General features: G+C 43.6%; 19 protein-coding genes. 10 read left to right on the plus strand and 9 right to left on the minus strand.

Features of this window, described 5'->3' with window-relative positions:
- Positions 1-97: 97 nt before the first annotated feature.
- From ettA to DXX93_RS15840, 6 genes are all read left to right on the plus strand, one after another.
- Positions 98-1771, plus strand: a complete 1674-nt coding sequence (ettA, locus tag DXX93_RS15815; RefSeq protein WP_116008944.1) for an energy-dependent translational throttle protein EttA — start codon at positions 98-100, stop codon at positions 1769-1771.
- Between the two features lie 97 nt (positions 1772-1868).
- A complete protein-coding gene (locus DXX93_RS15820; protein ID WP_116008945.1) occupies positions 1869-2246 on the plus strand; it encodes a PilZ domain-containing protein in 378 nt (125 codons plus the stop codon).
- Positions 2247-2366: 120 nt separating this feature from the next.
- Positions 2367-2864 (plus strand): glycine cleavage system protein R, encoded by a 498-nt coding sequence (locus tag DXX93_RS15825; RefSeq protein ID WP_116008946.1) that lies wholly within the window; start codon positions 2367-2369, stop codon positions 2862-2864.
- Positions 2865-2960: 96 nt separating this feature from the next.
- Entirely contained in the window at positions 2961-5084 is a 2124-nt protein-coding gene (ppk1, locus tag DXX93_RS15830) for a polyphosphate kinase 1 (RefSeq protein WP_116008947.1), read from the plus strand.
- A gap of 5 nt (positions 5085-5089) precedes the next feature.
- A complete protein-coding gene (locus DXX93_RS15835; RefSeq protein ID WP_116008948.1) occupies positions 5090-6628 on the plus strand; it encodes a Ppx/GppA phosphatase family protein in 1539 nt (512 codons plus the stop codon).
- Positions 6629-6849: 221 nt separating this feature from the next.
- Positions 6850-7524: a type 1 glutamine amidotransferase domain-containing protein gene (locus DXX93_RS15840; RefSeq protein ID WP_116008949.1), complete on the plus strand. Its 675-nt coding sequence runs from the start codon at positions 6850-6852 to the stop codon at positions 7522-7524.
- A gap of 148 nt (positions 7525-7672) precedes the next feature.
- On the opposite strand, the gene DXX93_RS15845 is transcribed toward DXX93_RS15840, so the two are convergent.
- The 5 genes from DXX93_RS15845 to DXX93_RS15870 all read right to left on the minus strand — a co-directional run bounded on the left by DXX93_RS15845 (position 7673) and on the right by DXX93_RS15870 (position 13211).
- Positions 7673-8554 (minus strand): LysR family transcriptional regulator, encoded by an 882-nt coding sequence (locus tag DXX93_RS15845; RefSeq protein WP_116008950.1) that lies wholly within the window; start codon positions 8552-8554, stop codon positions 7673-7675.
- Positions 8555-8791: 237 nt separating this feature from the next.
- Positions 8792-9757 (minus strand): PstS family phosphate ABC transporter substrate-binding protein, encoded by a 966-nt coding sequence (locus DXX93_RS15855; protein WP_116008952.1) that lies wholly within the window; start codon positions 9755-9757, stop codon positions 8792-8794.
- 281 nt (positions 9758-10038) lie between these two features.
- Positions 10039-11340, minus strand: coding sequence for a phosphate regulon sensor histidine kinase PhoR (phoR, locus tag DXX93_RS15860; RefSeq protein ID WP_116008953.1), 1302 nt, complete (start codon positions 11338-11340; stop codon positions 10039-10041).
- A 4-nt stretch (positions 11341-11344) separates the two neighbouring features.
- On the minus strand, positions 11345-12040 hold the full coding sequence (phoB, locus tag DXX93_RS15865) for a phosphate regulon transcriptional regulator PhoB (RefSeq protein ID WP_116008954.1): 696 nt from the start codon (positions 12038-12040) through the stop codon (positions 11345-11347).
- Between the two features lie 247 nt (positions 12041-12287).
- Entirely contained in the window at positions 12288-13211 is a 924-nt protein-coding gene (locus DXX93_RS15870) for a porin (protein WP_116008955.1), read from the minus strand.
- A gap of 294 nt (positions 13212-13505) precedes the next feature.
- On the opposite strand from DXX93_RS15870, the gene DXX93_RS15875 reads away from it, so the two are divergent.
- Complete coding sequence (locus DXX93_RS15875; protein WP_116008956.1) at positions 13506-15257, plus strand: sensor histidine kinase; 1752 nt, start codon at positions 13506-13508, stop codon at positions 15255-15257.
- A gap of 100 nt (positions 15258-15357) precedes the next feature.
- Positions 15358-16287: a recombination-associated protein RdgC gene (gene rdgC, locus DXX93_RS15880; protein ID WP_116008957.1), complete on the plus strand. Its 930-nt coding sequence runs from the start codon at positions 15358-15360 to the stop codon at positions 16285-16287.
- Between the two features lie 198 nt (positions 16288-16485).
- Here rdgC and DXX93_RS15885 read toward each other — a convergent pair whose 3' ends face one another.
- Positions 16486-17328 (minus strand): HDOD domain-containing protein, encoded by an 843-nt coding sequence (locus tag DXX93_RS15885; RefSeq protein ID WP_116008958.1) that lies wholly within the window; start codon positions 17326-17328, stop codon positions 16486-16488.
- A 260-nt stretch (positions 17329-17588) separates the two neighbouring features.
- Here DXX93_RS15885 and trhP point away from each other — a divergent pair, with 260 nt between their 5' ends.
- Entirely contained in the window at positions 17589-18953 is a 1365-nt protein-coding gene (trhP, locus tag DXX93_RS15890; RefSeq protein WP_116008959.1) for a prephenate-dependent tRNA uridine(34) hydroxylase TrhP, read from the plus strand.
- An 88-nt stretch (positions 18954-19041) separates the two neighbouring features.
- The gene (locus DXX93_RS15895; RefSeq protein WP_116008960.1) at positions 19042-19305 is read left to right on the plus strand and encodes a YfhL family 4Fe-4S dicluster ferredoxin; all 264 of its coding nucleotides are present in this window, start codon (positions 19042-19044) and stop codon (positions 19303-19305) included.
- 126 nt (positions 19306-19431) lie between these two features.
- On the opposite strand, the gene DXX93_RS15900 is transcribed toward DXX93_RS15895, so the two are convergent.
- Genes DXX93_RS15900 through DXX93_RS15910 form a run of 3 tightly spaced genes read right to left on the minus strand, consistent with a single transcriptional unit; the run spans position 19432 to position 23734 of the window.
- Positions 19432-20679, minus strand: a complete 1248-nt coding sequence (locus DXX93_RS15900) for a hypothetical protein (protein ID WP_116008961.1) — start codon at positions 20677-20679, stop codon at positions 19432-19434.
- The gene (locus tag DXX93_RS15905) at positions 20680-23022 is read right to left on the minus strand and encodes a bifunctional diguanylate cyclase/phosphodiesterase (protein ID WP_116008962.1); all 2343 of its coding nucleotides are present in this window, start codon (positions 23020-23022) and stop codon (positions 20680-20682) included. It abuts the gene before it with no gap.
- 7 nt (positions 23023-23029) lie between these two features.
- Positions 23030-23734, minus strand: coding sequence for a hypothetical protein (locus DXX93_RS15910; RefSeq protein ID WP_116008963.1), 705 nt, complete (start codon positions 23732-23734; stop codon positions 23030-23032).
- Between the last annotated feature and the right edge of the window lie 223 nt (positions 23735-23957).

Raw genomic sequence — 23957 nt, forward strand, 5'->3', positions numbered from 1 at the left:
AAAATTTCACTAGATTTTTCTGCACTGCTCGCATCTTGTTGGGGCTTGGGTATAAAATATCGGTAGATTAATCATTCCACGTAATAAGAAGGTTTTCATGGCACTGCCAGATAAATTTATTTACTCAATGCACCGCGTTTCAAAAGTGGTGCCGCCAAAACGAACCATATTAAAAGATATTTCCTTATCGTTTTTCCCAGGCGCCAAAATTGGTGTCTTGGGTTTAAACGGTGCGGGTAAATCAACCTTGCTGCGCATTATGGCGGGTGTTGACACGGAATTCGAAGGTGAGGCGCACGCGCTGGCAGGCACGAATATTGGTTACTTGCCGCAAGAACCTGAGTTAGACGAAAACAAAACCGTTCGCGAAGTTGTTGAAGAAGGTGTTTCTGTCGTTAAAGATGCTATGGCACGCCTTGATCAAGTTTACGCTGCCTACGCTGAGCCTGATGCAGATTTCGACGCCCTTGCCAAAGAACAAGGTGAATTAGAAGCCATTTTAGCAAGTGCTGACGGTCACAACCTTGACAACCAATTAGAGCGCGCCGCAGACGCCCTGCGCCTGCCTGACTGGGATCAAAAAGTCGGAGTATTAAGTGGTGGTGAACGCCGCCGTGTTGCACTATGTCGCTTATTACTGCAAAAACCAGATATGTTGCTGCTCGACGAACCAACGAACCACTTGGACGCCGAATCAGTCGCGTGGTTAGAGCGCTTCTTACACGACTACACAGGTACTGTGGTGGCAATTACCCATGACCGTTACTTCTTAGATAATGTAGCGGGCTGGATTCTAGAGCTTGACCGCGGTGAAGGTATTCCATGGGAAGGTAACTACTCGTCATGGCTAGAGCAGAAAGAAAAACGCCTCGAAATTGAAGCTAAATCTGAAAGTGCTCGCCAAAAAACCATCAAGCAGGAGCTTGAATGGGTGCGTCAAAGCCCGAAAGCCCGCCAATCGAAAAACAAAGCCCGTATGGCTCGTTTTGAAGAGCTTAACAGCCAAGATCACCAAAAGCGTAATGAAACAAACGAGCTTTATATTCCACCGGGGCCGCGTTTAGGCGATAAAGTCTTGGAAGTAAACAACTTAACTAAGTCGTTTGGCGATCGCGTATTAATTGATGACCTGAGCTTCTCAATCCCCAAAGGTGCGATTGTCGGTATTATCGGGGCGAATGGTGCGGGTAAATCGACGCTATTTAAAATGTTATCAAACACGGAACAGCCTGATTCAGGCTCAGTTGAATTGGGTGACACGGTTAAACTTGCCAGTGTTGATCAGTTCCGCGATGACATGGATGGTAAAAATACCGTTTACCAAGAGATCTCAGAAGGCCATGACATTATTGAAATTGGCACTTACGAAATCAACGCCCGCGCTTACTGTTCACGCTTTAACTTTAAAGGCAATGATCAGCAAAAATACATTGGCGACCTCTCAGGTGGTGAGCGCAACCGCGTACATTTAGCAAAGCTAGTAAAAACTGGCGGTAACTTATTACTACTGGATGAGCCAACCAACGACCTTGATGTTGAAACGTTGCGCGCATTAGAAGAAGCGCTATTAGAGTTTCCAGGCTGTGCCATGGTTATTTCACATGACCGCTGGTTCCTCGACCGCATCGCGACCCACATTATTGACTACCGCGACGAAGGCCAAGTGAACTTTTTTGAAGGTAACTTTACCGACTACGACGCATGGCTGAAAAAAACGCTTGGACCTGATGCAAATCAACCTCATCGCATTAAGTACAAAAAAATCAGTTAATTGATGAATAATTAAGGCACCTATGGGTGCCTTTTTTTATGACAAAGGCTATGCTAAAGCATAGAAACTCTTCACATTTATAGAACTTACAGAGCTAATGGAAAATAGACGTCAATTCACCCGTATCCTGTTTTCAATTAAAGCGACCTTGTACATTGAAGAACAATTGCAAGAAATCGCTTACCCCGTGTCGATCCACGATATTTCGCTTAATGGTGCGCTGGTCACCGCTCCTAAATGCAACACACCATTAAAAGCCAAATTAGGTCGATTAGTTTTTAACTTAGGCGACAGCGATGCGTTAGTTGAAATGCACATTGGTGTCGTGCACCAAGAGCCAGATGTCATTGGATTACAATGTAATGCTATCGATATTGACAGTGTCACCTACCTTAGACGCTTGGTTGAATTGAATCTCGGCGACCAATCACAGCTAGAAAAAGAGCTTTCTCAACTGTCCAAAAGTCAGCCTTAATCGCAGGCACTTAATGAGTTTACGTAACGAGCGGGATGCGCAGTAACGAACCAGAGAAAAGAACACCGTTGCCAATTAAACGATTGGCGGCAACAACCGTATTTTCAGAGAGATAACACCATGGATCATTTAGTGATTAGTTTTGTTGGCAAAGACCAACCGGGTATCGTAGATAAACTATCAGGTATTATTCAACAGCACCAAGGTAACTGGCAGAACAGTAGTCTGCACCACCTAACGGGGACCTTTGCCGGTGTTATTGAGGTGTCAGCCAGTAGCGAACATATCGAAGCCCTGAACCAAGCACTTCAAGCCTTGCAGGAGTTACAGGTGCAAACGCAAATCACCACCCCCGCAGACAGCGGCGAACAAGCTGCGGTGACACTTGAGCTAACCGCCAACGATCGCCAAGGCATAGTGCAAGATATTTCGTCGGTCATCCACCAACAAGGCGGTAACCTTATTAAATTAGTCAGTAAGCAAGGAGCGGCGCCGCACACAGGGCAAACCATGTTCAACGCCAAAGCACAAATTGCCGTCAATCAAACGCAACTTGATACGCTTATCTCAGCGCTGGAAAACTTAGCTGACGATTTAATGGTCGATATCAGTCAATAAGCTGAAAAAATGACAGATTAATGACATGAGTCGTTAATTTGTCATAAAAAACAGATAACTTGTCAGTATTAATGGATATAAGCAGTATAAGTAGTAATGAACGACTCTCGCATCTATTTCGATAAAGAACTCAGTTGGCTTTCGTTTAACGAACGCGTCTTACAAGAAGCCGCTGATCCCAATGTACCACTTATCGAGCGCATTCGCTTTTTAGGTATTTATTCCTCAAACCTCGACGAATTCTTTCGCGTTCGCGTCGCAAATTTACGACGTAAACTTATTGTCACCGAGGCCACAGCTAACGAGGCATCAACTCAACCGAGTGAGGATCAACTATTGCTCGATGAAATTATCGGCAAGGTTAAACAGCTCACCGACAAATTTCAGCCCATCGCCGCCGATGCTTTTGAGCAATTACGCCAGCACAATATTGAACTGTTCTTTAACGATGAAAAATCGAAAGTCTTTAAAAAGCAGTTATCAAAAAGCCACAAAACCTGGCTAAAAACCTTTTTTGAACACCAAATTATTCGCCACATTACGCCCATTATTATTTCGTCAAACACCCAACTGGTAAGTTGCTTAGATGATGACGGTATTTACCTGTTGGTGGCACTCAAACAAGCGAAAAACGTGCAGTATGCGTTAATTGAAATTCCACGAGAGGAAGTAAACCGCTTTATTATTCTGCCCAAAGAGACTGACGAAGAGCTCCAGCGCGTGGTGATGCTTGACGATATTGTGCATTACTTTCTCGACGATATTTTTACGGGCATTTTCGAATACGAAGATATGGATGCCTACTCAGTGAAACTAACGCGTGACGCGGAATACGATTTAAATGATGAGCTAGATGAAAGCCTACTAGACAAAATGTCCAAAGGTTTAAAGCAGCGTTTAAATGCCGCCCCAGCGCGCTTGGGCTATGATCGCCACATGCCCGACTACATGGTGAAGTTTTTACGTAAAGCACTAAAAATAAAAGATGAAAATAACTTAGTACCCGGTGTGCGCTACCGCCACTTCAAAGACTTTATTGGTTTTCCAAACCTCGGCGGTGCAACACTGGAAAAGCAAGAGTTAGTCGCGTTGGAGTCTGCTCGCTTTTCTGGCTTTAACAATGTTTTTGATGCCATCTCATATCAAGATGTGCTGGTTTACTACCCTTACTACAAATTTAGGCACTTTACCGAGTTTGTTCGTCAGGCGTCTTACGACCCGCTTGTCCGCCATATCAAAATCAACATTTATCGCGTTGCCAAAAATTCAGAGATTATTCACTCACTCATTGAAGCGGTTAAAAACGGCAAGCAAGTGACTGTGGTGGTTGAACTACGCGCGCGATTCGACGAAGAAGCCAATATTGAATGGGCCAAACGTATGAAAGACGCGGGCATCCACGTTGAGTTTGGGATTGAATCACTGAAAGTTCACTCTAAGCTTTGTATTGTTTCTCGTCTGGAAAACGAACGCCTAGTGCGCTATGCCCATATTGGTACAGGTAACTTTCACGAGAAAAATGCGCGTATTTATACTGATTTTTCACTCTTTACCAAACACAAAGACATCAGCCAAGAAGTTGACAATGTGTTCTCTTTCATTGCTCATAGCTACAAGCGTTTTCGGTTTAACCATTTGATTGTTTCGCCGCTCACTTCGCGTCGCCGATTCTACCAGCTAATCGACAATGAAATTGCCCACGCAACCCAAGGCAATAAAGCGCAGATCACGCTAAAAATTAATAATTTAGTGGATAAAGGCTTAATTGACCGACTGTACAAAGCCAGTTGTGCCGGCGTGAAAATACGCATGATCATACGCGGTATGTGTACCTTGATACCGCAACTCTCTGGTGTCAGCGAAAATATTGAAGTTATTTCAATTGTCGATCAGTTTCTAGAGCACCCAAGGGTGCTGATGTTTCACAACGGTGGTGAAGACAATCTATTTATTAGCTCTGGTGATTGGATGGAGCGCAACATTGACCAGCGCGTCGAAGTTGGTTGCCCAATATACGATGCCACGTTAAAGCAGCGTATTATCGATTTACTTGAGCTGCAATTTAGCGATAACCAGAAAGCGCGCATTATCGACCAGATGCAAGATAATCAATACGTCAAACAAGAAAAGCGCCAGCCTATTCGCTCACAACTAGCGATTTACGATTACTTGCAAGCACAAGAGCTTGTTGATAAAAAAGCGCTCAAAAACCTGGAATAAACGGTATGACCCAAAGCCTAAAACAAATCAGTGAAAGCATTAGCGACATTAAATCGAGCAATGGCAGTTATCATATTGGCGCGCTTGATATTGGCTCTAACAGCTTTCATTTTGTTTTTGCGCGTGTGGTTAATGACAATTTACAAATTCTGCACTCTGAAAAATACCGTGTTCGACTCGCCCAAGGGCTTGATGATCAAAACCTACTTGATCACGCCGCCATCGAACGCGGTGTTAAAGCGCTGGCAGATTTAGCCCCGCTAACGGAAAAGTTGTCTCCAGACAACTTCCGTGTGGTTGCCACTTTTACACTGCGACAGGCAAAAAATGCACAAGCATTTTTAGATGCTGCCGCCAAGGTTTTTCCATTTGATATCGAAGTAGTTTCCGGCCACGAAGAAGCGCGCCTTATCTACCAAGGTGTTGCCCATTACTTGCCGCCAGCAACACAGCGCTTAATCATCGATATCGGCGGCGGTAGTACCGAATGTGTCATAGGTAAAGACTTACAGACCTCTCAACTGACCAGTCTTAATATTGGTTGTGTGAGCTTTGCGCGACTCTATTTTGCCAATGGCCATATCACCAAGCAGGCATTTAAACGTGCGATATTACACGCCAAACAAGAAATTGAATCTCATGTAAACCGCTTTAAAGCTGCTGGCTGGCACGAAGCGGTTGGTACATCTGGGACATTGAAAACGATTTTTCAGCAGCTAAACTTGCACCGCGAGGCGAATCAGCCATTTAACTTGGCAGAGCTACGAGGATTTAAAGACCAATTAATTAACTTTGGCCACGCGGATAACATTCAGCTGCCCAATTTGAAAGAAAGTCGCCGCCATATTATTGCGCCGGGTGTCGCCATTTTAATTGGTATTGCTGAGCTATTAGAAATTAACAGCATTGATTACTGTGACTACTCGTTGCGGGAAGGTGTGTTATCAGAGCAGCTGGAAGCGATTCAGTTCGACGATATTCGCGACCGCACGATAAACAGTCTTTCCACGCGTTTTAATGTCGACGCGCAGCAAGTAAACAAAGTGAAAACGCTCGCAACGCGTATTTACCAAGCGACAGAAAAAGCGTGGCAGCTGAATAAAAAAGCTTATAAGCAATTATTAAACTGGGCAATTTGGGTACACGAAATCGGTTACGATATTAATCCTTCGGGCTATCACAAGCACAGTCGATATATTTTACTCAATGCCGATTTGGCGGGCTTCAACGTAGAGCAGCAGCAGGCATTGGCATGGCTAGTCGGCAACCAACGCAAGAAAATTCAATTTGAAGATCAGCAATTGTGGTACTTACTGAACGAAGCAAGTTTGGCCAAGTTACTCGTTATTTTACGCTTGTCTATTTTGCTCAGCCAGCAGCGACAGTTAACTGAACATGCCGAAATAAGCATTAGTGCCGATAAAGATTCAATCAACTTAACCTTCCCAAGTAACTGGCTTGGTGAGAAACCACTTGTTGAAGCTGATTTAACGCAAGAGCAAAAACAACTGAGCGTGCTTGGTATTGCATTGAGTTTTAATTAACAGCGCTATTCTAACGGTATAGCAACTATCGCTATACCAGCTAGTTCCATTTGATTTGTCCTACCACTCTTTCGGCCTCATTATTGCCATATGGCAACAGTTATTTGTCAAATACAAATATTATCAGCCAAATAAAAACACTCTATAATTTCAGCCTATCTAGCTTTCACGCCTTCTATACCTTGTATATGAGGCTAATTATTTAATTTATTGAGGTAAGTATGAAAAAAGTACTGATTCCATTAACAAACCACGCAACGCTTGGCACAACTGATCAAGCTAACGGTACCTACGCACCAGAATTAACACACGTAGTTGACGTATTAAACGCAGCTGGTGTTGATTTTGAACTTGCTTCTATTCAGGGTGGCGAAGTGCCCGTTTACGGTACGGATATGGAAGGTGACGACATCAACGAAAAAGTGTTAGCTGATGCAGCTTTCCAAGCACAATTAGCAAAAACGACAGCCGTTTCTGACGTCAACATTGACGAATTTGATGCTATCTTCTACCCAGGCGGCTTTGGTTTACTTTCAGACCTTGCTGAGAACCAAGACTTTGGCGCATTAGCGGCTAAGCACTACGAGCAAGGCGGTACAATCGCTGCAGTTTGTCACGGCCCAGCTTGTTTGCTACCAATTACGCTTTCAACTGGTGAGAAGCTGCTTTCGACCGTGGCTGTTACTGCATTTACCCGTGAAGAAGAAATCGACTACAACACTATTAACGATATTCCTTTCTTATTGGAAGAGTCGCTTGCGCGCAATGCTGCAGAGTACCGCAAGGTTCAGCCGTGGGGTGAGTTTGTAATTGAAGACAAGCGCGTTATCACGGGTCAAAACCCAACAAGTGCTCACGCTGTTGGTCAAGCCTTAGTTGCTCAGCTAAACGGCTAATTGACACCTAAAGCAGTGAGGTGTTCATCTTTGGTGAACACCTTGCAGCCTGCTCACGCCCTGCAAAACGCAGCGTAAAGGCTGATGTTAAGCCTCCCCCATTTAGCCTAAAAAATCCCCCTCGAAAGCACTTGTTTTTGTGGCCTCGTTATTCCTGCCAACTAGCAAAATACTCCACTAAGTAATCAATGGCGGCCCTTGCGCGGCTCGGCAAAAACCGTCTGTCTTGATAAACAATGGAACTGCTAATATCAGTATTCCAATAATTTGCTAACACGGGCTCGACCGCACCTGTGGCTAACAATTCAGTAAAATTACTCTTGGGCAGATACGCAATACCATGACCCATTTGGCAAGCCATCACAATGGCATTAGCATTGTTGCAAACAAATTGACCAGAAACTTTTATCGTCTCGATTTGCCCATGGATTACAAAGCGCCAATTATCGTTATTACTGATTAAACAGCTGTGCTCTTTTAAGTCAGCCACAGTCAAGGGCGTGCCGCAGCGAGATAAATAATCAGGGCTTGCAACAGCGACCATAGAGCGATCGACAAGCTTTCTGGCGATCAAGCCAGAGTCTTTAAGCTGTCCATAGCGAATCGCAAAATCAAAGCCGTCTTCAACAAAATTCACCATACGACTGTTAAAATCAACTTCTAATCGCAGTGCTTTGTGCTGCTGAATAAATTCAAGCAATGCAGGGACGACATACATTTCAGCAAAGGTGCCAGCAACACTGACTCTTAATGTGCCACTTAATTGCAGCTGCTCTGAGCTGACCGCTTCATTGGCTTGTTGCAGACCAATGACCAAATCTTTGCACTGCTGGTAATAAGCTTCCCCCAGCTTAGTTAAGCTAACCATGCGAGTACTGCGCGCCAGCAAGGCACAGCCCAAACGCGCTTCAAGTCTGGCGACTTGCCTGCTGACATGGCTTGTGCTGCATTCAAGGTGTTTAGCGGCCGCGGAAAATCCCTGCTTTTCAGCAACTGCAACGAACTCAATGACACCGTCAAAACTTTCCATAGGCTTCTACTGGTTAATTAAACGAATCTTGTCTTATTGGCATTGTTGAGCGCCATATTAGCAGCTTTTGCTAACAAACTGCTTTTTATCCGCCAAAGTTCAATTTCTATTAACTGCAATAGAGTGGCAACCTATAGCGCTAATCCGTTGAAGAAGATGTCAGTTGACGTAATAAATAACGAGCACAAAAAAGGCCAGCATAGCTGGCCTTGTCAATCATTCTTTTGCGAAGCTAACTTATAACGTAATACCTAGCTTCTTGAATTCTTTGGTAACGACTTTAGCTGGTAGTGGAATGTAACCGTCTTTTTCTACGATTTTCTGACCTGACTTAGAAAGTACCATTTTTAAGAACTCAGTCGTCATAGGGTCTAACGGCTTGTTCGGGTGCTTATTGACGTAAACGTATAAGTAGCGAGAAAGTGGGTACTTACCAGATACTGCGTTAGCCATTGTTGCTGGTACGTAGTTGTCACCTTTTTTCGCTAAAGGTAATGCACGAACGCCTGAAGTTTTGTAACCAATACCTGAGTAACCAATACCGTTAAGTGATGCAGACACAGACTGTACTACAGATGCTGAGCCCGGTTGCTCGTTTACCGTGTTTTTGAAATCACCCTTACACAGTGCTTTCTTTTTGAAGTAACCGTATGTACCAGATACTGAGTTACGGCCGTATAACTGGATGTCTTTACCAGTCCACTCACCGTTAAGGCCTAAATCACCCCAGCGATCAGCATCTTCAGCAGCACCACATTTGCGGTTGCTAGAGAAAATAGCGTCTACTTGGTCGATGCGTAAACCGTCGATTGGGTTGTCTTTGTGAACGAATACCGCAAGTGCATCAATTGCCACACGAACGGCTGTAGGCTTGTAACCGTAACGTTTTTCAAACGCTTCGATTTCGCGAGACTTCATCTTACGGCTCATTGGGCCTAAGTTTGACGTAGCTTCAGTTAACGCTGGTGGCGCAGTAGATGAACCCGCAGCTTGGATCTGTACATTAACATTTGGGTATGTACGCTTAAACTCTTCAGCCCAGAAGGTCATCATGTTAGCTAGTGTGTCAGAACCTACTGATGATAAGTTACCTGAAATACCACTAACCTTGTTGTACTCTGGTAAGTTTTTGTCAATAGCAGCAGCAGAAAAGCTTACTAAGCTAGCTAAACCAATAGCGCTTAATGCACGTTTGAAACTCATAATATTCTCCAATGAGCGTTTAAATTAAATAGCCTGAATTTAAGCGGTTATTTTGGGTTGCTTAAATTGGTTATGTGTAAAAATTGTGAACACTATATAAATCAATTATGACAATTATATTCCTGCTTTGTGACACTTATATTACAGCGAATAACTTATGCAGATTTTAAATAGCGCTTGACGAAAAGACTTGTTTTGAGGGTCAGGGAAGCGTGACTAACTTCCCTGAATATATGGTGTTTTGGCTTAACAGAAGCTCCCAGTTAAACAGAGGCTCTCATTTAAACAGAAATCACCGAGCTTTCTTCAAAAACAATCGAAAACTCACTGCCCTGCTGCCAGCGGCTACTAATGACCAGCTCAGCGTTGTGATGATGCAATACGTGTTTGACAATTGCTAACCCAAGCCCTGAGCCTCCAGTATTACGAGAACGAGATTTGTCGACCCGGTAAAAACGCTCAGTTAAGCGATTAACGTCTTCAGGGCGGATACCTGGCCCATTATCTTGTACCGAAAATTTAACTTTACTGCCGTAACGTCGCCATGAAACACGAATTTCGCCGCCCTCTTGGGTGTAAGCAATAGCATTGGACAATAAATTCGCAAAGGCACTTTTAATTTCCGTATCAATACCGAGCACGCCGATGTCAGGGGCAATTTCGGCGCTAATGGCATGTTTCTTTTGTTGATTGAGCCAATGCGCATCTTTAAGCAATTGCTGTAAAATATCTGGCACATGCAAGGGCTGCTTCAATTCATTTTCAGTATTAACCTCAACTCGTGATAGCACCAATAATTGCTCTACTAAGCGATCCATCCGCGACACTTGCCCTTCAATAACATCAATTGCCTGCTGCCAATGAGGTGCTAAACTGTCACCATCTGCCTGAATCATCTCAACATATCCACGCATTACCGTCAGTGGCGTTTTCAGTTCGTGTGAGACGTTAGCAACGAAGTCTCTGCGCATTTCCTCTACGCGGTGTACTTTGCTGACATCACGGGCGAGCAACAGCAAATGGCCTTTGCCGTAATCCATAAAACGCAGCTCAAGTTGAATATCGGCATTAACGGGTGATGCCAATAAGCAAGGGGTATCAAAGTCCCCTTGCTCAAGATAGCTGGCAAATTCTGGCGCACGTAGCAGGTTATCAATGCGTTGCCCTTGATCTCCGGGCCACCGAACTCCTAGAAAACGGGATGCACGCTTGTTGCTCCACTGAATCGTTAAATCACTTCCCAACACGACGCCTGCATCGGGAATAGCCTCAGCACCATCGCGAAAACGGCGAATACGCTCATTAAGCCGCTTTTGTTTGTTGCGGTGTTTATGTACTAAGCGATCTAAGCCATCAAAAATACGCCCCCAAATACCGTCAGCCTCAGGTGGCGATATTGATTTTGTGCGCCACAACCAAGTAGACAAAGTAAAAATATACTTATATTGGTAAGCGATTATTGCCAGTGCCGCAAGCAGCATTACAAAGAAAACGTGCCCTACTAGAAAACCTAATAGAGCACTTATTGAAAAGATAAAGGCAAGCTTAACAACAACTTGCCGTACTGAAATTCTAAATGGCATACAACTAGTTTAGTACCTTTCCGGAAAAGCGATAACCGGCGCCACGTACTGTTTGGATAAAGTCTTCATGGCCGTGACCCGATATTGCCTTGCGCAAGCGACGAATATGCACGTCAACGGTGCGATCTTCCACATAAACATTCGTTCCCCAAACATTATCGAGCAACTGTTCACGTGAGTATACACGTTCAGTATGCGTCATAAAGAAGTGCAATAAACGAAATTCGGTTGGGCCAAGATCTAAGTCTTGATTATTGATCGTCACGCGATGCGCTACGGGATCTAGCTTCATACCGTGAAACTCAATAGCTTCTTCCAGTGCCGTTGGTGAGACACGGCGAATAACGGCTTTAATACGGGCAATCAGCTCTTTCGGTGAAAACGGCTTAGTCACATAATCATCAACACCTGCGTCAAAGCCTTTCACTTTGTCTTCTTCGTCGGCACGTGCGGTTAACATGATAATAGGAATATTGCGAGTGTACTCATTTTGCTTGAGTGTTTTCGCAAGTTTCACGCCGGTACCACCCGGTAACATCCAATCTAGCAGGATCAAATCTGGGTATGGCTCAACCACTTTTGCCATCGCTTGGTCAATATCTTGCGCTTCCACTGCATTAAAGCCGTTTTGCTCCAATACAAAAGTTATCATTTCCCTGATTGGGGCTTCGTCCTCAACCACTAAGATTTGTCTGTTCATTCAAATAATACCTGAAATTACTTAATCAACGTTTGGCTAATCACAGCTCTGAGATGACAGTACGTGTCATTATGACAGATTGACTGTGCTTGGCTCCAGTAAATAAGACCATTGTGATAAAGTTTGATTACACTTTTATTACATGCAATACAATAACTGCAATCAAACGGTAATAGCCTCAAAATCCAATAAAAAAGCCGCATATAGCGGCTTTGATTAAGTGCTGTTTAAGATCTTCTAAACTCAGTTAGAATTTGTATTCAACACCAACAGCTAAGTAGTCTTCGTCTGCTTGTGTATCCATATCAAACGAAGTGAAGTAACCAAATACCTTAGTGCTTTTGGCTAATTTGTAATCAGCACCGACAGTGAAGCCAGTTTTGTCATCGCCACCGTCAGTATTCGCCGTTTGAACTTGCGCTTTTAAGTCTAAGTTTTTCATTAAACCGTATTTTGCAGAAACCATGAAACCATCAGTTTCCACATCGCTGTTTACTTTTTCTTGTGTTTGCGCGATGGCACCCAGTGTTACGCCAGCGACTTTAGTTGACGCAACAACACGCGCAACGTCATAACCGTTAACTTCTGAATCATATGCGACAGCGGCATAGAACTTAGATTTCTTTAATTTTGCATCACCATAGGTTACCGCGGTAGAAATGCCGTCATCAGCATCAACACTGTCTTCAGCGATGTAAGTGACGTGAAGCTTAAAGTTGTTAAATGCAGGTGACTTGTATGTAATCGTATCCGCTAAGCGGTTTTCACCTTTCCAAATTTGCTTGATATCACCATCAAGGTCACTGAATAGATCTACTTTGCCTTGTGCTTTTTTCAGTGCAGTATCGTTTTTACCCAACAACACTTCACCAAAACCACCTTTTAGACCGAGATACTGGCTACGTGATGTGATGTTGTCATCTGCATCGCCATCCATGTCTACTTTGAATTCTGCTTTATAAACAACTTCTAAGCCGTGACGTAATTCGTGGCTACCTTTTAAACCAATACGTGAATTATGACTTTTCACTTCGGTAAATGAGCCATCGCCTTCATCTGAATTTTGTACCGCCAAAATAGCTTTACCGTAAACGTCAACTGTTGCTGCCGATGCAGCAAATGAAGACGCTGAAAGAATAGCTAATGCGAGTGCTTGTTTAGTGAATTTCATCTTAATACCTTTTAATTCAGTAGGTCATATGCAATGGCGCGCATTGTGACAACGCTATGTGACACTTTTATTACAATGTGTATTTTTTTTGAATGTTTTGTGACTTTTTAATGTCTTATTTATTTCAACTTGATTACAAAGTCTTGATTATGTTAAATAAATAAACACTTCAAGCTAGCACTTCAACAGTACTGCCGAAATCTAACGAAGGCTTAAAACTGCGAAAAAGGCTGTTAAGTCTATGGAAAGTAGCTAGAATCAATGAATAAATAATAAGAACCTAAAAGGCAATCAATGAAGGTTACCAGTGTATCGCGCAAGCTCTTGACGCGTGTGTTGTCGTTGTACTTCATCCTTACTCTCATTGTCACTTGCGTGCAAATAGCCGCCGAGTATTACAATGCTAAAAGCCATATCAATAGTGAGTTACTCACGCTAGAGAAAACATTTAGTGGCAGCTTAACGCGTGCAGTATGGGAATTAAATACGCAGCAAGCCATTGATATTGCCGAGGGCCTGGTTGCCATTCCGATGATTAAAGGCATCAAGGTCACTGACGAAAACAATCAAATTATTACCGAGCTTGGCGAAACAAAAGCGCTCAACGACGCCAATTTTCCGGATATAAGTGACGCACTAAATCCACAACAACAAATTGATGGCAACATCATCCCAGACAACCTGTTTGGTCATACTTTCCCTTTAGTTTTTGAATTTTCAGGCAGAACGACCACAGTTGGTTCAGTCACCTTGCTTTCAAGCAATGAGGTGATTTTTAATCGAATCGAAGTCGGTATCTATTTTTTAATTGGCAATGCTATGGTCAAAACCGCCGCTCTAGTGCTGCTGTTTAGCTTAGCATTCAATAAACTACTCACCGTGCCACTCAATGGCCTGACCGAGCAACTTAACCAATTAGATTTAGACGACCCAGAAGCCTCTAAGCTACATTCAGCTAATTTTGAAAAAAATGAGCTCAATGTACTCGAAGATGCCTACAACAACTTAATCGATGAGCTAGTGCTCTTTAAAGATAAGCTAGCCCTAGCTCAAATCGACTTGGTGAGCGCCAATCAGCAACTCGACGAGCAAAACCTATTGCTAGAGCAAGAAGTGGCGAAGAAAACCTCTTCACTCAGCACCAGTATGCTGAAAATGGAAATGCAGCAACGAGAATTGCTCAAACAACAAGAAAAACTGACAGAAGAAAACCAACGCCGCAAAAAAACCGAGTTAACCCTAACGCAAACTAACCGCGATTTGAAAAACTCAATTATCGAGCTCAACAAAGCGCAAGCTCGACTGTTGGACGCAGAGAAAATGGCTGTGTTGGGCAATTTATCTGCCGAGGTTTCCCATGAAGTTAACACTCCGATTGGCGTTAGTATCACTTCAACCAGCTATTTGGCTGATTTACTCGCCAAATTAAAACGCGATATTGATAGTCAAGCTATCACTAAGCGCGGTATGGATGACTTTTTGTTAAACGCAGAGCAAAGCATTAGCTTACTGCTGAATAATTTAAACCGTGCATCTGACTTAATCGCCAGCTACAAACAAGTCGCGGTTGACCAAACTAGCGATAAAATTCGCCCTATTAATATGGCGCAATACGTTGATGAAGTTATTCAGTCATTACACCCTAAACTCAAGAAAACAACGCATAGGATCAAAGTTAACTGCCCTGATAATGTTGACGTTTATGTGCACGCAGGGGCTATTTCTCAAATATTCACTAACCTGATTATCAACTCCATTATTCACGGTTTTGACGGTTTACACCGCGGTGAAATTGAAATCGATATTAGCTATCAGCAAGAGCGTATCGCAATTGATTACAGCGATAACGGTCACGGTGTTGAGCCACAAGCACTGAACTATATCTTTGAGCCTTTTTATACCACTAAAGCAACCCAAGGAGGCACTGGCCTTGGCACACATATCGTTCACAGCCTAGTAACAGATACCCTTAACGGTGAAATTCAAGCCCGCAGTGAGGAAGGTCAGGGGCTATCATTCCATATTGAATTCGACAACATGAAATAATCAGGTGCAGTTGACGCTGCGCTTGTTAATCAGGTGATTCAGCGATCTAATTGCGGTATGATCCAGCCCGTTTTACTATTTACCCAAAAGGATAGCTTTGATGTGGTTTAAGAACCTTTATTTCTTCGCCTTTACTCGCCCATTTAAATGGAGCGAGCAAGAACTGGAACAACACTTATCTGAGCACCCTTATACACCATGTGCTTCTACCGAGCAGTCACACTTTGGCTGGGTAAATGCACTAGGTAAACACGGCAACACGCTAGTGCATACCGCCAATGGCAATTTCTTAATGTGCGCACGCAAAGAAGAAAAAATTCTGCCAGCCCCTGTGGTCAAAGATATGCTTGAAGAGCGATGCGCCAAGCTTGAGGAAGAGCAAGGCCGCAGTGCAACCAAAAAAGAAAAAGAGCAATTTAAAGAAGATATTACCTTTGAATTATTACCGCGCGCATTTAGTCGCTTTAGTGATACTCACGGTTATGTTTCACCGCAACACAATATCATCGTAATTAACTCTAGCTCGCGCGGTAAAGCAGAAGACTTTCTAGCCCTGTTGCGTAAAGTGCTTGGCACCTTGCCCGTCACCAGCTTTAGCCCTGACCAAGCACCTGACGAAGTGATGACCGATTGGATCACTGAGCAAAGTCTTGGCGATAATTTCCAACTTGGGACGGAAGCAGAATTCAATGCCCTAGGCGATGATGGCGCGGTAGTGCGCGTTAAAAATCAAGACTTAACCAGTCCAGAGATCAAAACACATATTGATGCTGAAAAGTATGCTGTGAAAGTAGCGCTTGAATGGGACGATGCTATGTCTTGTATTCTATGTGATGACTTAGCGGTTAAGCGTTTGAAGTTCTTTGATGTATTACATGAGCAAAACGACGACATCGACAAAGACGATATCATCGCCCGCCTCGATGCCGACTTCGCGTTAATGTCAGGAGAACTAAATCGTTTTATCAGTGATTTATTAGCTGAGTTTTCACTGAAAACAACGGATTATTTAGACGACGAAGATAAATAACAAGCTTGCGTATTTACTACCCGTTGTACCCCTCAAAAACTAAAAAAGCCGCATTCGCGGCTTTTTTGTTGGATTATTTTATTGCATTAGCATGTGCTGATTGACAGACTCTGTAAGAACCTAAGGTACTATTCTAAAATATGCCTAAGATATACCTACAATATAACTAAAATATGCCTAAAATATAGTTAAGCGACGTTACGAAAACATCGCCAGCGCTGCATCATAGGCTTCTTCAAACTCGTCAGTGTTCATAAAGTTCTCGTCTGGTAACACCCCTTTTCCCACGTAACTGCGCAACAGTGCTTCTTTCGTCGAGTCGTTTTTAAAAACATCGTGATAAATGGCACCCGCGCGAATAAAGTCAAGGTAATGAGCTTCCGTCGGTAACACAGTTAAATCGCTCCAACTTTCCACCAGCTCTGTAAACTCCTCTGAGAACCCCCAAGCTCGGGTAACCTCTGCTCCAACCTTACTGCTTAGCTTGATAATTGCCTGCTGCAAAAAGGTGGGATTGGCAAAAACATCAGGGTGCTTTTCAGCTTCCATTAAAATGGGCAGCACGCCGATGTTGTGTACCAAAGAGGCCAACGCCAAAGTATCAACTGCTAACGAAGTATGTTTGTTGTCCTTTAAATAAAACGTCATCAGGGCAATAGCAACCGCACTGACCTTGATCGTTTTTTGCCAAGAATTTTTCATGTACATGTCAACGATTTCGTTTTCAGAGACAAAGACTTGCTCTATTGCCATCGCTGTTGCAATACTTTTTATCTCTCTTAGCCCGATACGAGTGACCGCCTGATTAATACCCTCAACTTTTACTGCTCGCCCCATCAAGGCGCTATTGGCGACTTTCAAGAGCCCAAGTGAAAGCGCCGGATCTTGTGCAATAATAGTACTCATTTGATGTAAATCGACATCGGGATCGTCTGCGGCTTTTCTTACCTTTAGTGCTATTTCAGGTAAGGTTGGTAGTAATAGTGCATCGTGTTTTATTTTTTCTACCAAAATGGTGTACAAGGCATTTTCCGAAGACATGAATTATCCTTATGTTTTGATACCCTTAACTGAAAAAGTAGCACAAATCTTATGGCTTGGACGAGATAAATTTTATCGATTTTCGTTATTCACCACTGGTAGATAAGCGATAAGACAATATGAAAAATTCCCTACTGGCCAGCAAAATTTGATGTAAATCAATTTTTCTCTAGATAAGTCCCTTCACTGGTGACTTGGGCTTGCCGTATAAATTCTGATCGCTAGAATGCGCGAACTTATTTCTTCCAAGAAGTTGTTATATGTTTAAGCCAGAACTGTTATCACCGGCAGGAAGCCTTAAAAACATGCGTTATGCCTTTGCTTACGGTGCGGATGCCGTCTATGCAGGCCAACCGAGATACTCGTTACGGGTGCGAAACAACGAATTTAATCACCAGAACTTAGCTCAGGGTATCCAAGAAGCCCACCAGTTGGGTAAAAAGTTCTACGTGGTTAACAATATTGCGCCACACAATAGTAAGTTAAAAACGTTTATCAAAGATCTCGAGCCTGTTATCAAAATGCAGCCTGATGCCATGATTATGTCAGACCCTGGCCTGATCATGATGACCAAAGAAGCGTTCCCAGACATGCCATTGCATTTGTCTGTGCAAGCTAATGCGGTTAATTGGGCAACGGTTAAGTTTTGGCAGCAACAAGGGATTGACCGCGTTATCTTATCGCGAGAACTATCGCTGGATGAAATAGAAGAAATCCGCATGCGCTGCCCTGAAATGGAAATTGAAGTTTTCGTTCACGGTGCGCTGTGCATGGCATACTCAGGCCGCTGCTTACTATCGGGCTATATGAACAAGCGCGACCCTAATCAGGGAACGTGTACAAACGCTTGTCGCTGGAACTACAATGTGCATGCTGCCACGCAAACCGAAACTGGTGACGTCATCGCAACCTCGCCTGTTGAATTTGATCCGCAGGCGGGTAACAACTTCAATGACGTGGTGCTGATTCAGGAGCAACACAAGCCTGACGAGTACATGCCTGCGTTTGAAGATGAGCATGGCACTTATATTATGAATTCTAAAGACTTGCGCGCTGTTGAACACGTTGAGCGACTGGTCAAAATGGGGGTTCATTCACTAAAAATTGAAGGCCGCACTAAGTCATTCTATTACTGTGCGCGCACCGCTCGCGTTTACAATCAAGCAATTTTAGATGCCATGGCAGGTCAGTCTTTCAATCAACACCTTAACGGTGAGCTAGAGCACTTAGCACATCGCGGCTATACCGCAGGCTTCTTGCAGCGCCACAAACACACAGAAACACAAAACTACGATTACGGCTACTCAAAGAGTGATACCCAGCAATTTGTGGGAGAAGTGATTGGCCGCAACGAAGACAATGGCTTGATCGAAATTGAAGTCAAAAATAAGTTCTTAGTTGGCGACGAACTTGAACTAATGACGCCGCAGGGCTGTAAAACCTTTACCTTGACTCATATGGAGTCAACTAAAGGCGAGGTTATCCGCGATGCCAAAGGCTCTGGTCATATCGTTCATATCTCCTTGGACACTGAGATGGATCTGGCGTTTGGCATTTTAATGCGCAACTTAGAAGCTGACGAAACTACTCGTCACCCATTCTCACAAAATCAAGCGGCAGTTTAATTTAACTGCCGCTCAGTTGTTTTGTTTAAGCGCAACTGTGGATGCAAGTACTAAGTGTGATTAGCCAATAACGTGGAAAGCTGACAAAATGGCCTTAAAAATTCTAGCCAGTTGTATCAACTGCGATATGTGTGACCCCGAATGCCCTAACCAGGCGATTGCACTTGGCGAAGAGGTATATGAAATTGACCCAGATCGTTGCACTGAGTGTTTAGGGCATTACGATGAGCCGACTTGCGTTAAAGTTTGCCCTATAGACTGTGTAGTGCCAGATCCTGAACATGAAGAAACAGAAGCAACATTAGTCAAGAAGTTTGAGCTTTTGTATCAGCTGGACGCCAAATCAGCATAAGCCTGATCAGTTTGAGACGATTCAGTTGAAGACAAAAGCACTCAGTCCCTTCCCTTCTGCGTTAACCTACTTAGATTCCAACGTCAGTGAGTTCCCGCACTCACTCAAACGCTTATTCACGCGCTATTAGAAGTAATAGCGGTAACCGAATTGAAATTGTCGCTCAATTAAATCGACAGGCTGTTCGAGGTAAGCTCTAGCAGCGCGCTTGGCGTCGATAAGGTTGTACTCTGCCAGCACGTAGCTCTGCTTGTTTAGGCGATAACGATACGCCAACGACAGTGCGTTGCCATTTTCTTCATTGTTATCCCCCACCGTTGCATCGCGATCATCAACATTAAAGTGCTCTAGCCTGAGTGCGAGATGATGTGACTCCCAAAAGTGACGCAACATCGCAAAACCGCTGTCGTAGTCGTTATTCACTACATCTTCAAAGGTTGGCGAGGTCATGTAGGTGCTACCTGTCATGTATTGCCCAATAAGCTCCCACTGTTTAGCGAGGCGATATTTGACACCAGCATGGGTAAACGCGGTCGTCCATGTGTATTGCCCTTGTTTTACTATGCCCTCTTGCGCTTGGTTATCGTAGTGACCCAAATCTACGCGCAATTCGCGCTTGTATCGCCAAGACGCGGCAATATGCGCGCCCCAGCGATCATCTAACTCACGAAATGGATCTGAAGTCCTCGCTTGTTCGGCAAGCTCTCCTGTCAGCGCAGGAAAATATGGCACCTTGAGCTTTTCGTGGAGCAGTGTTTGACGGCTACCAATCGTCCAGCCGTGCCAGGCTAACATCGCGCCGGCAGGGTCATTGTTTTGAAAAAGTGAAGCGGTTAGGGAAAAGGAATGATCTGAGCTAGTAAACTTACCCAGTTTATCAATGGTGAATTGAGCGCCTGTGCTGCGCAACTCTTCACCTATCCAGTTGTTGATGGCACTCGATGTCAGGGTGTATGGGGTTGACCACGCCGTCGCAATATTTTCCATACTCACTTGTGGGTAAAATACACCAAGTTTTGACTGTAAGCGCCAGCCACTGTCGTTTGGTACGCCCTTGTAGGCGAGATAACCTTCAGTGAAACCAATGGCATTGTTACCGCGATCAGCAAAACCGTTACCCACCAGTGTTAACGACCAGTTGTTTTCCCAATCAACATGATATTGTAAGCCCAACTGGCCGATGGCGACGCCACTGCCATTATCGAATCGAAACTTGCCGTAATCGCCTTTTAAATAGCTATTACCATTGGCACTACTGTCGGCGTGATAAAGTCTTAAATCGATGAGTCCCTTAACGGAAACATCTGCGGCCATAGCGGTGCCGCTTAGCATTAGCAGTGATAATGCCAAGCCATTAAAAAGCGATTGTTGCATTTAATTTTTCGTTCTGCTTATTTGGTATGGGGTATTGTCAATCCATTGTTCAAATACATCTGCCGGCAATGGCTTACTGATAAAATATCCCTGCGCTAATTGGCAATTTTGCGCTTTTAACCACAACAACGCAGTTTCGTCTTCGATGCCCTCAGCAACCACAGAAAGCCCCATATTGTGTGCAAGTTCTAAAGTTGACCGAACTATGATCTTATCACTTTCATCCGTCGAAAGGTGTTGAACAAATGAGCGATCAATCTTTAATTCGTGTACGGGCAATTGTTTTAGCTGTGCCAATGATGAGTAGCCAGTACCGTAATCGTCAATCGAGAGCTTAAAGCCATGTTCACGTAAGTAGCACAGTATTGCCGTTGCCTGCTCGGCATCTTCAACAACCGCTTCTTCTGTCACTTCAAGCGTAATAGCGTTATCACTTAACTGGTGAGCCTGTTTTAAATCAATCACAAAGTCAGGGTAAGACTTATCCATAATATTGGCGGCCGAAATATTGATCGCAATGTTAATATCCAAACCTTTTTGCTGCCAGCTAACATACTGGTTAACAGCAGCTTGGGTTACCCACCGCGTTAGCGCGTCCATTTGCCCTGTTTTTTCCGCAATACTAATGAAAGCATCCGGTGGAATAAGCCCCTTTTCAGGGTGTTGCCAGCGCACTAAAGCCTCAACATGGCTAATGGTCATGTCAGATAAGCGCAACTTTGGCTGATAGAACAAAGTCAGTTCATCTTGTTCAATCGCTTGTTTCAAGCTGTTCGTTAAAAACAAGCGTTCAACCGCGTTTTGATCAAACTGAGGGTCGTAAACTTGGTAAGGTTTTTTGTTCTTTTTCGCATGCTGCAGCGCAACATTAGACTTTTGTAATAGCTCGGTTTCCTGACCGCCATTGTGGAGTGTTGAAATGGCAATTCCCAGAGCAAACTGCAAGTGTAAACTGATATTTTCATATTGGCAGCGAATCGTAAGCTCTGCCAATAATTGCTCGACTAAAGGCGCTATGTCTTGCATATCAGCCAAGAGCACAAAGTTCTCGCCACCTAAATGGAAGCACGATAGCCCTAAATTAGTTTTAACAATGCGTTCGGCCACTTCATTTATCACATCGTCACCCACTTGGTAACCAAGCGTATCGGTAATGTCTTCTGCGCCCAAATAACACAGTTGGATAACTAAAAAGTCTTGCTGCGCGTGCTTGCGTTTACTCAACGCTTTCAACAATGAGTTGCGGTTGGGAAGATGAGAAAGAGGATCGTGAAAAGCCTGAAAACTTATGGTTTGCTCACGTGATACCACCGCATCAGTCATCTGATTAAACTCGTCAGATAGCTGTTTTAACTCTTTACTGCCATCTACCTCGACACTTTGGTCATAGTTACCTTGCGAAATCAATTTCACTTGGCTTACTAATTGTTTGATGGGCAGAGTAATGCCGCGAGCGATAGCGATAGCACCAACAACGGATAAAGCGACCGTAAGCGCAATCAACAACGCTAAACGCAGCCACTCGACACCAATGCTCGCCAGTAAATCCGCTTTGGATTTGTACAAGACGGCGCTGATCCCTTGTTCTGCTAATTGCCCCAAAGGCACAAGTTCACGAACATAATCGCCAGCAGGATTGGCGATAACACTTTCGATAGCAATATTTCCCTTGTTCAAGCGCTCATATTGATCGGCAGCAATAAGCTGCTTATCATCGTTTTCACCCAGTACAAATGCCACATTAACATCAGTTAAGTTGGCCAACTCCATTGCCAGTTCAGCATCAATTAAATAACCAAAGCCAATCCAACCAATGTTACGACTACCGCTTTTAATTGGCGCCAGACTCAATTGATAGAGCTGTTCATTTAGCTTCACCAGCTGGGTATTGGCCTCGGCAAATAACTCTCGATCTTGTCCGAAATAAGCGCCCTGTCCTTTGCCAATGCGTACTTTGGTTTTTCCTTGAGGGGTTTTGTAAGTGACTAGTTGGGCAAACACTAAACCATCATTGTCAATGGCCATCGCCAGATCACTGTTTATGCGCTTTCTGTGGTTATTTAATGCCACTAAAAAGCTTTTGTTATCTTCTCGAAGAACCGATTTCAAACCGTAATCTTTTGCTGCGGTTTCAGCGAATGCCGACAAGTAGTAACTGCGGTTTGAAAACTGGGTTTCAAAAACGTCTTTAGCATTACTGAGTCGATTGGTTAATTGAATTGTTTCAAGCTGCTTACTCGCTTGAAAAGTCGAGAAAAATGAAACCAGCTGCACAATGAGTAGTAAAAAAAGAAATAGACTTAAAATTTTACTTTGTATGCTACGGATTTTGAAAAAAGACATACGGCCCTTAATATTCTTCTAAAAAGTCAAACTCTTCTTCGCTTTCTTGCAATGGAATTGGCATCAATTCATTAACAAGTTTAATTTGGTGCACATTGTCGAGCATGTTGGCATCAATCACAATCAGCTGGCTTTGCTCGTGCTCATCATTATCTAATTGCGGGTGCCACGCTGTGATGCGATATTCACCAAGCTTAGCAAGGTCAAAGCTCACAACACCTTTATCGTCGGTTTTGCCAAAATAAGGGGTATCAACGACGAGTGTATAGCCACTCATCCAGTCGTGTACATTACACCCCATGGCAATTTCTTCGGTCGAGTGCATTGGCTCAGTTGTCTTGGTATTACCCGCTTTGAGCTTGAATTCGAATCGATTCTCACCGGATACCGAATAGATATGGTGGGTAATGTCGTCTTGGTTACTAAACTTAATTGGCTGACCTTTTTGCATGACGCTCAAGTAAGGAGCGAATTTTTTGCCTTTTTGGTCAATAACAAGCGATTGGTCATTTATCGGTAAGCCGTCAATACCTGACGTAGGCGCAAGATAAACAACGATATTATCTTGCGGTTGCCCTTGGTGATTAAATACTTGTGTGCTAAATCTCTCAGCCCACGCACCGGATGAAGCTAGGATGCCGGAGAGTAGTAATACTAATTTATTCAATTCAAATTCCACTATGTTGTTTAGCGACTGCACAGAATTGCTCATACTGTTGGTCTGCTGTTTGGGTTGTCGTTAGAACACCCACTCAAACACGCCAACACTATAACAGTTTATTTAGTCACTAGCAGTTAAACCTTAGATGTAATATGAGCGGATAATCAAGAAAAAACTTCTAAAATTTAATCAATTAACCAAAACTTTATATACAGATCAAAAGTCAAATTGCGCAGACAAGCTTTGTCTTGGCTTTAAAAAGCATAGTGAACAA

This window comes from Thalassotalea euphylliae, assembly GCF_003390335.1.
GTDB lineage: Bacteria > Pseudomonadota > Gammaproteobacteria > Enterobacterales > Alteromonadaceae > Thalassotalea_F > Thalassotalea_F euphylliae_B.

What these genes read in the sequence shown, in the direction of transcription:
- DXX93_RS15900 (WP_116008961.1), bottom strand. Translation starts at nt 20,679, where the DNA reads ATGCAACAATCGCTTTTTAATGGCTTGGCATTATCACTGCTAATGCTA.
- ettA (WP_116008944.1), top strand. Translation starts at nt 98, where the DNA reads ATGGCACTGCCAGATAAATTTATTTACTCAATGCACCGCGTTTCAAAA.
- DXX93_RS15840 (WP_116008949.1), top strand. Translation starts at nt 6,850, where the DNA reads ATGAAAAAAGTACTGATTCCATTAACAAACCACGCAACGCTTGGCACA.
- DXX93_RS15905 (WP_116008962.1), bottom strand. Translation starts at nt 23,022, where the DNA reads ATGTCTTTTTTCAAAATCCGTAGCATACAAAGTAAAATTTTAAGTCTA.
- trhP (WP_116008959.1), top strand. Translation starts at nt 17,589, where the DNA reads ATGTTTAAGCCAGAACTGTTATCACCGGCAGGAAGCCTTAAAAACATG.
- DXX93_RS15855 (WP_116008952.1), bottom strand. Translation starts at nt 9,757, where the DNA reads ATGAGTTTCAAACGTGCATTAAGCGCTATTGGTTTAGCTAGCTTAGTA.
- phoB (WP_116008954.1), bottom strand. Translation starts at nt 12,040, where the DNA reads ATGAACAGACAAATCTTAGTGGTTGAGGACGAAGCCCCAATCAGGGAA.
- DXX93_RS15825 (WP_116008946.1), top strand. Translation starts at nt 2,367, where the DNA reads ATGGATCATTTAGTGATTAGTTTTGTTGGCAAAGACCAACCGGGTATC.
- rdgC (WP_116008957.1), top strand. Translation starts at nt 15,358, where the DNA reads ATGTGGTTTAAGAACCTTTATTTCTTCGCCTTTACTCGCCCATTTAAA.
- DXX93_RS15820 (WP_116008945.1), top strand. Translation starts at nt 1,869, where the DNA reads ATGGAAAATAGACGTCAATTCACCCGTATCCTGTTTTCAATTAAAGCG.
- DXX93_RS15835 (WP_116008948.1), top strand. Translation starts at nt 5,090, where the DNA reads ATGACCCAAAGCCTAAAACAAATCAGTGAAAGCATTAGCGACATTAAA.
- ppk1 (WP_116008947.1), top strand. Translation starts at nt 2,961, where the DNA reads ATGAACGACTCTCGCATCTATTTCGATAAAGAACTCAGTTGGCTTTCG.
- DXX93_RS15875 (WP_116008956.1), top strand. Translation starts at nt 13,506, where the DNA reads ATGAAGGTTACCAGTGTATCGCGCAAGCTCTTGACGCGTGTGTTGTCG.
- DXX93_RS15870 (WP_116008955.1), bottom strand. Translation starts at nt 13,211, where the DNA reads ATGAAATTCACTAAACAAGCACTCGCATTAGCTATTCTTTCAGCGTCT.
- DXX93_RS15895 (WP_116008960.1), top strand. Translation starts at nt 19,042, where the DNA reads ATGGCCTTAAAAATTCTAGCCAGTTGTATCAACTGCGATATGTGTGAC.
- phoR (WP_116008953.1), bottom strand. Translation starts at nt 11,340, where the DNA reads ATGCCATTTAGAATTTCAGTACGGCAAGTTGTTGTTAAGCTTGCCTTT.
- DXX93_RS15845 (WP_116008950.1), bottom strand. Translation starts at nt 8,554, where the DNA reads ATGGAAAGTTTTGACGGTGTCATTGAGTTCGTTGCAGTTGCTGAAAAG.
- DXX93_RS15885 (WP_116008958.1), bottom strand. Translation starts at nt 17,328, where the DNA reads ATGTCTTCGGAAAATGCCTTGTACACCATTTTGGTAGAAAAAATAAAA.
- DXX93_RS15910 (WP_116008963.1), bottom strand. Translation starts at nt 23,734, where the DNA reads ATGAGCAATTCTGTGCAGTCGCTAAACAACATAGTGGAATTTGAATTG.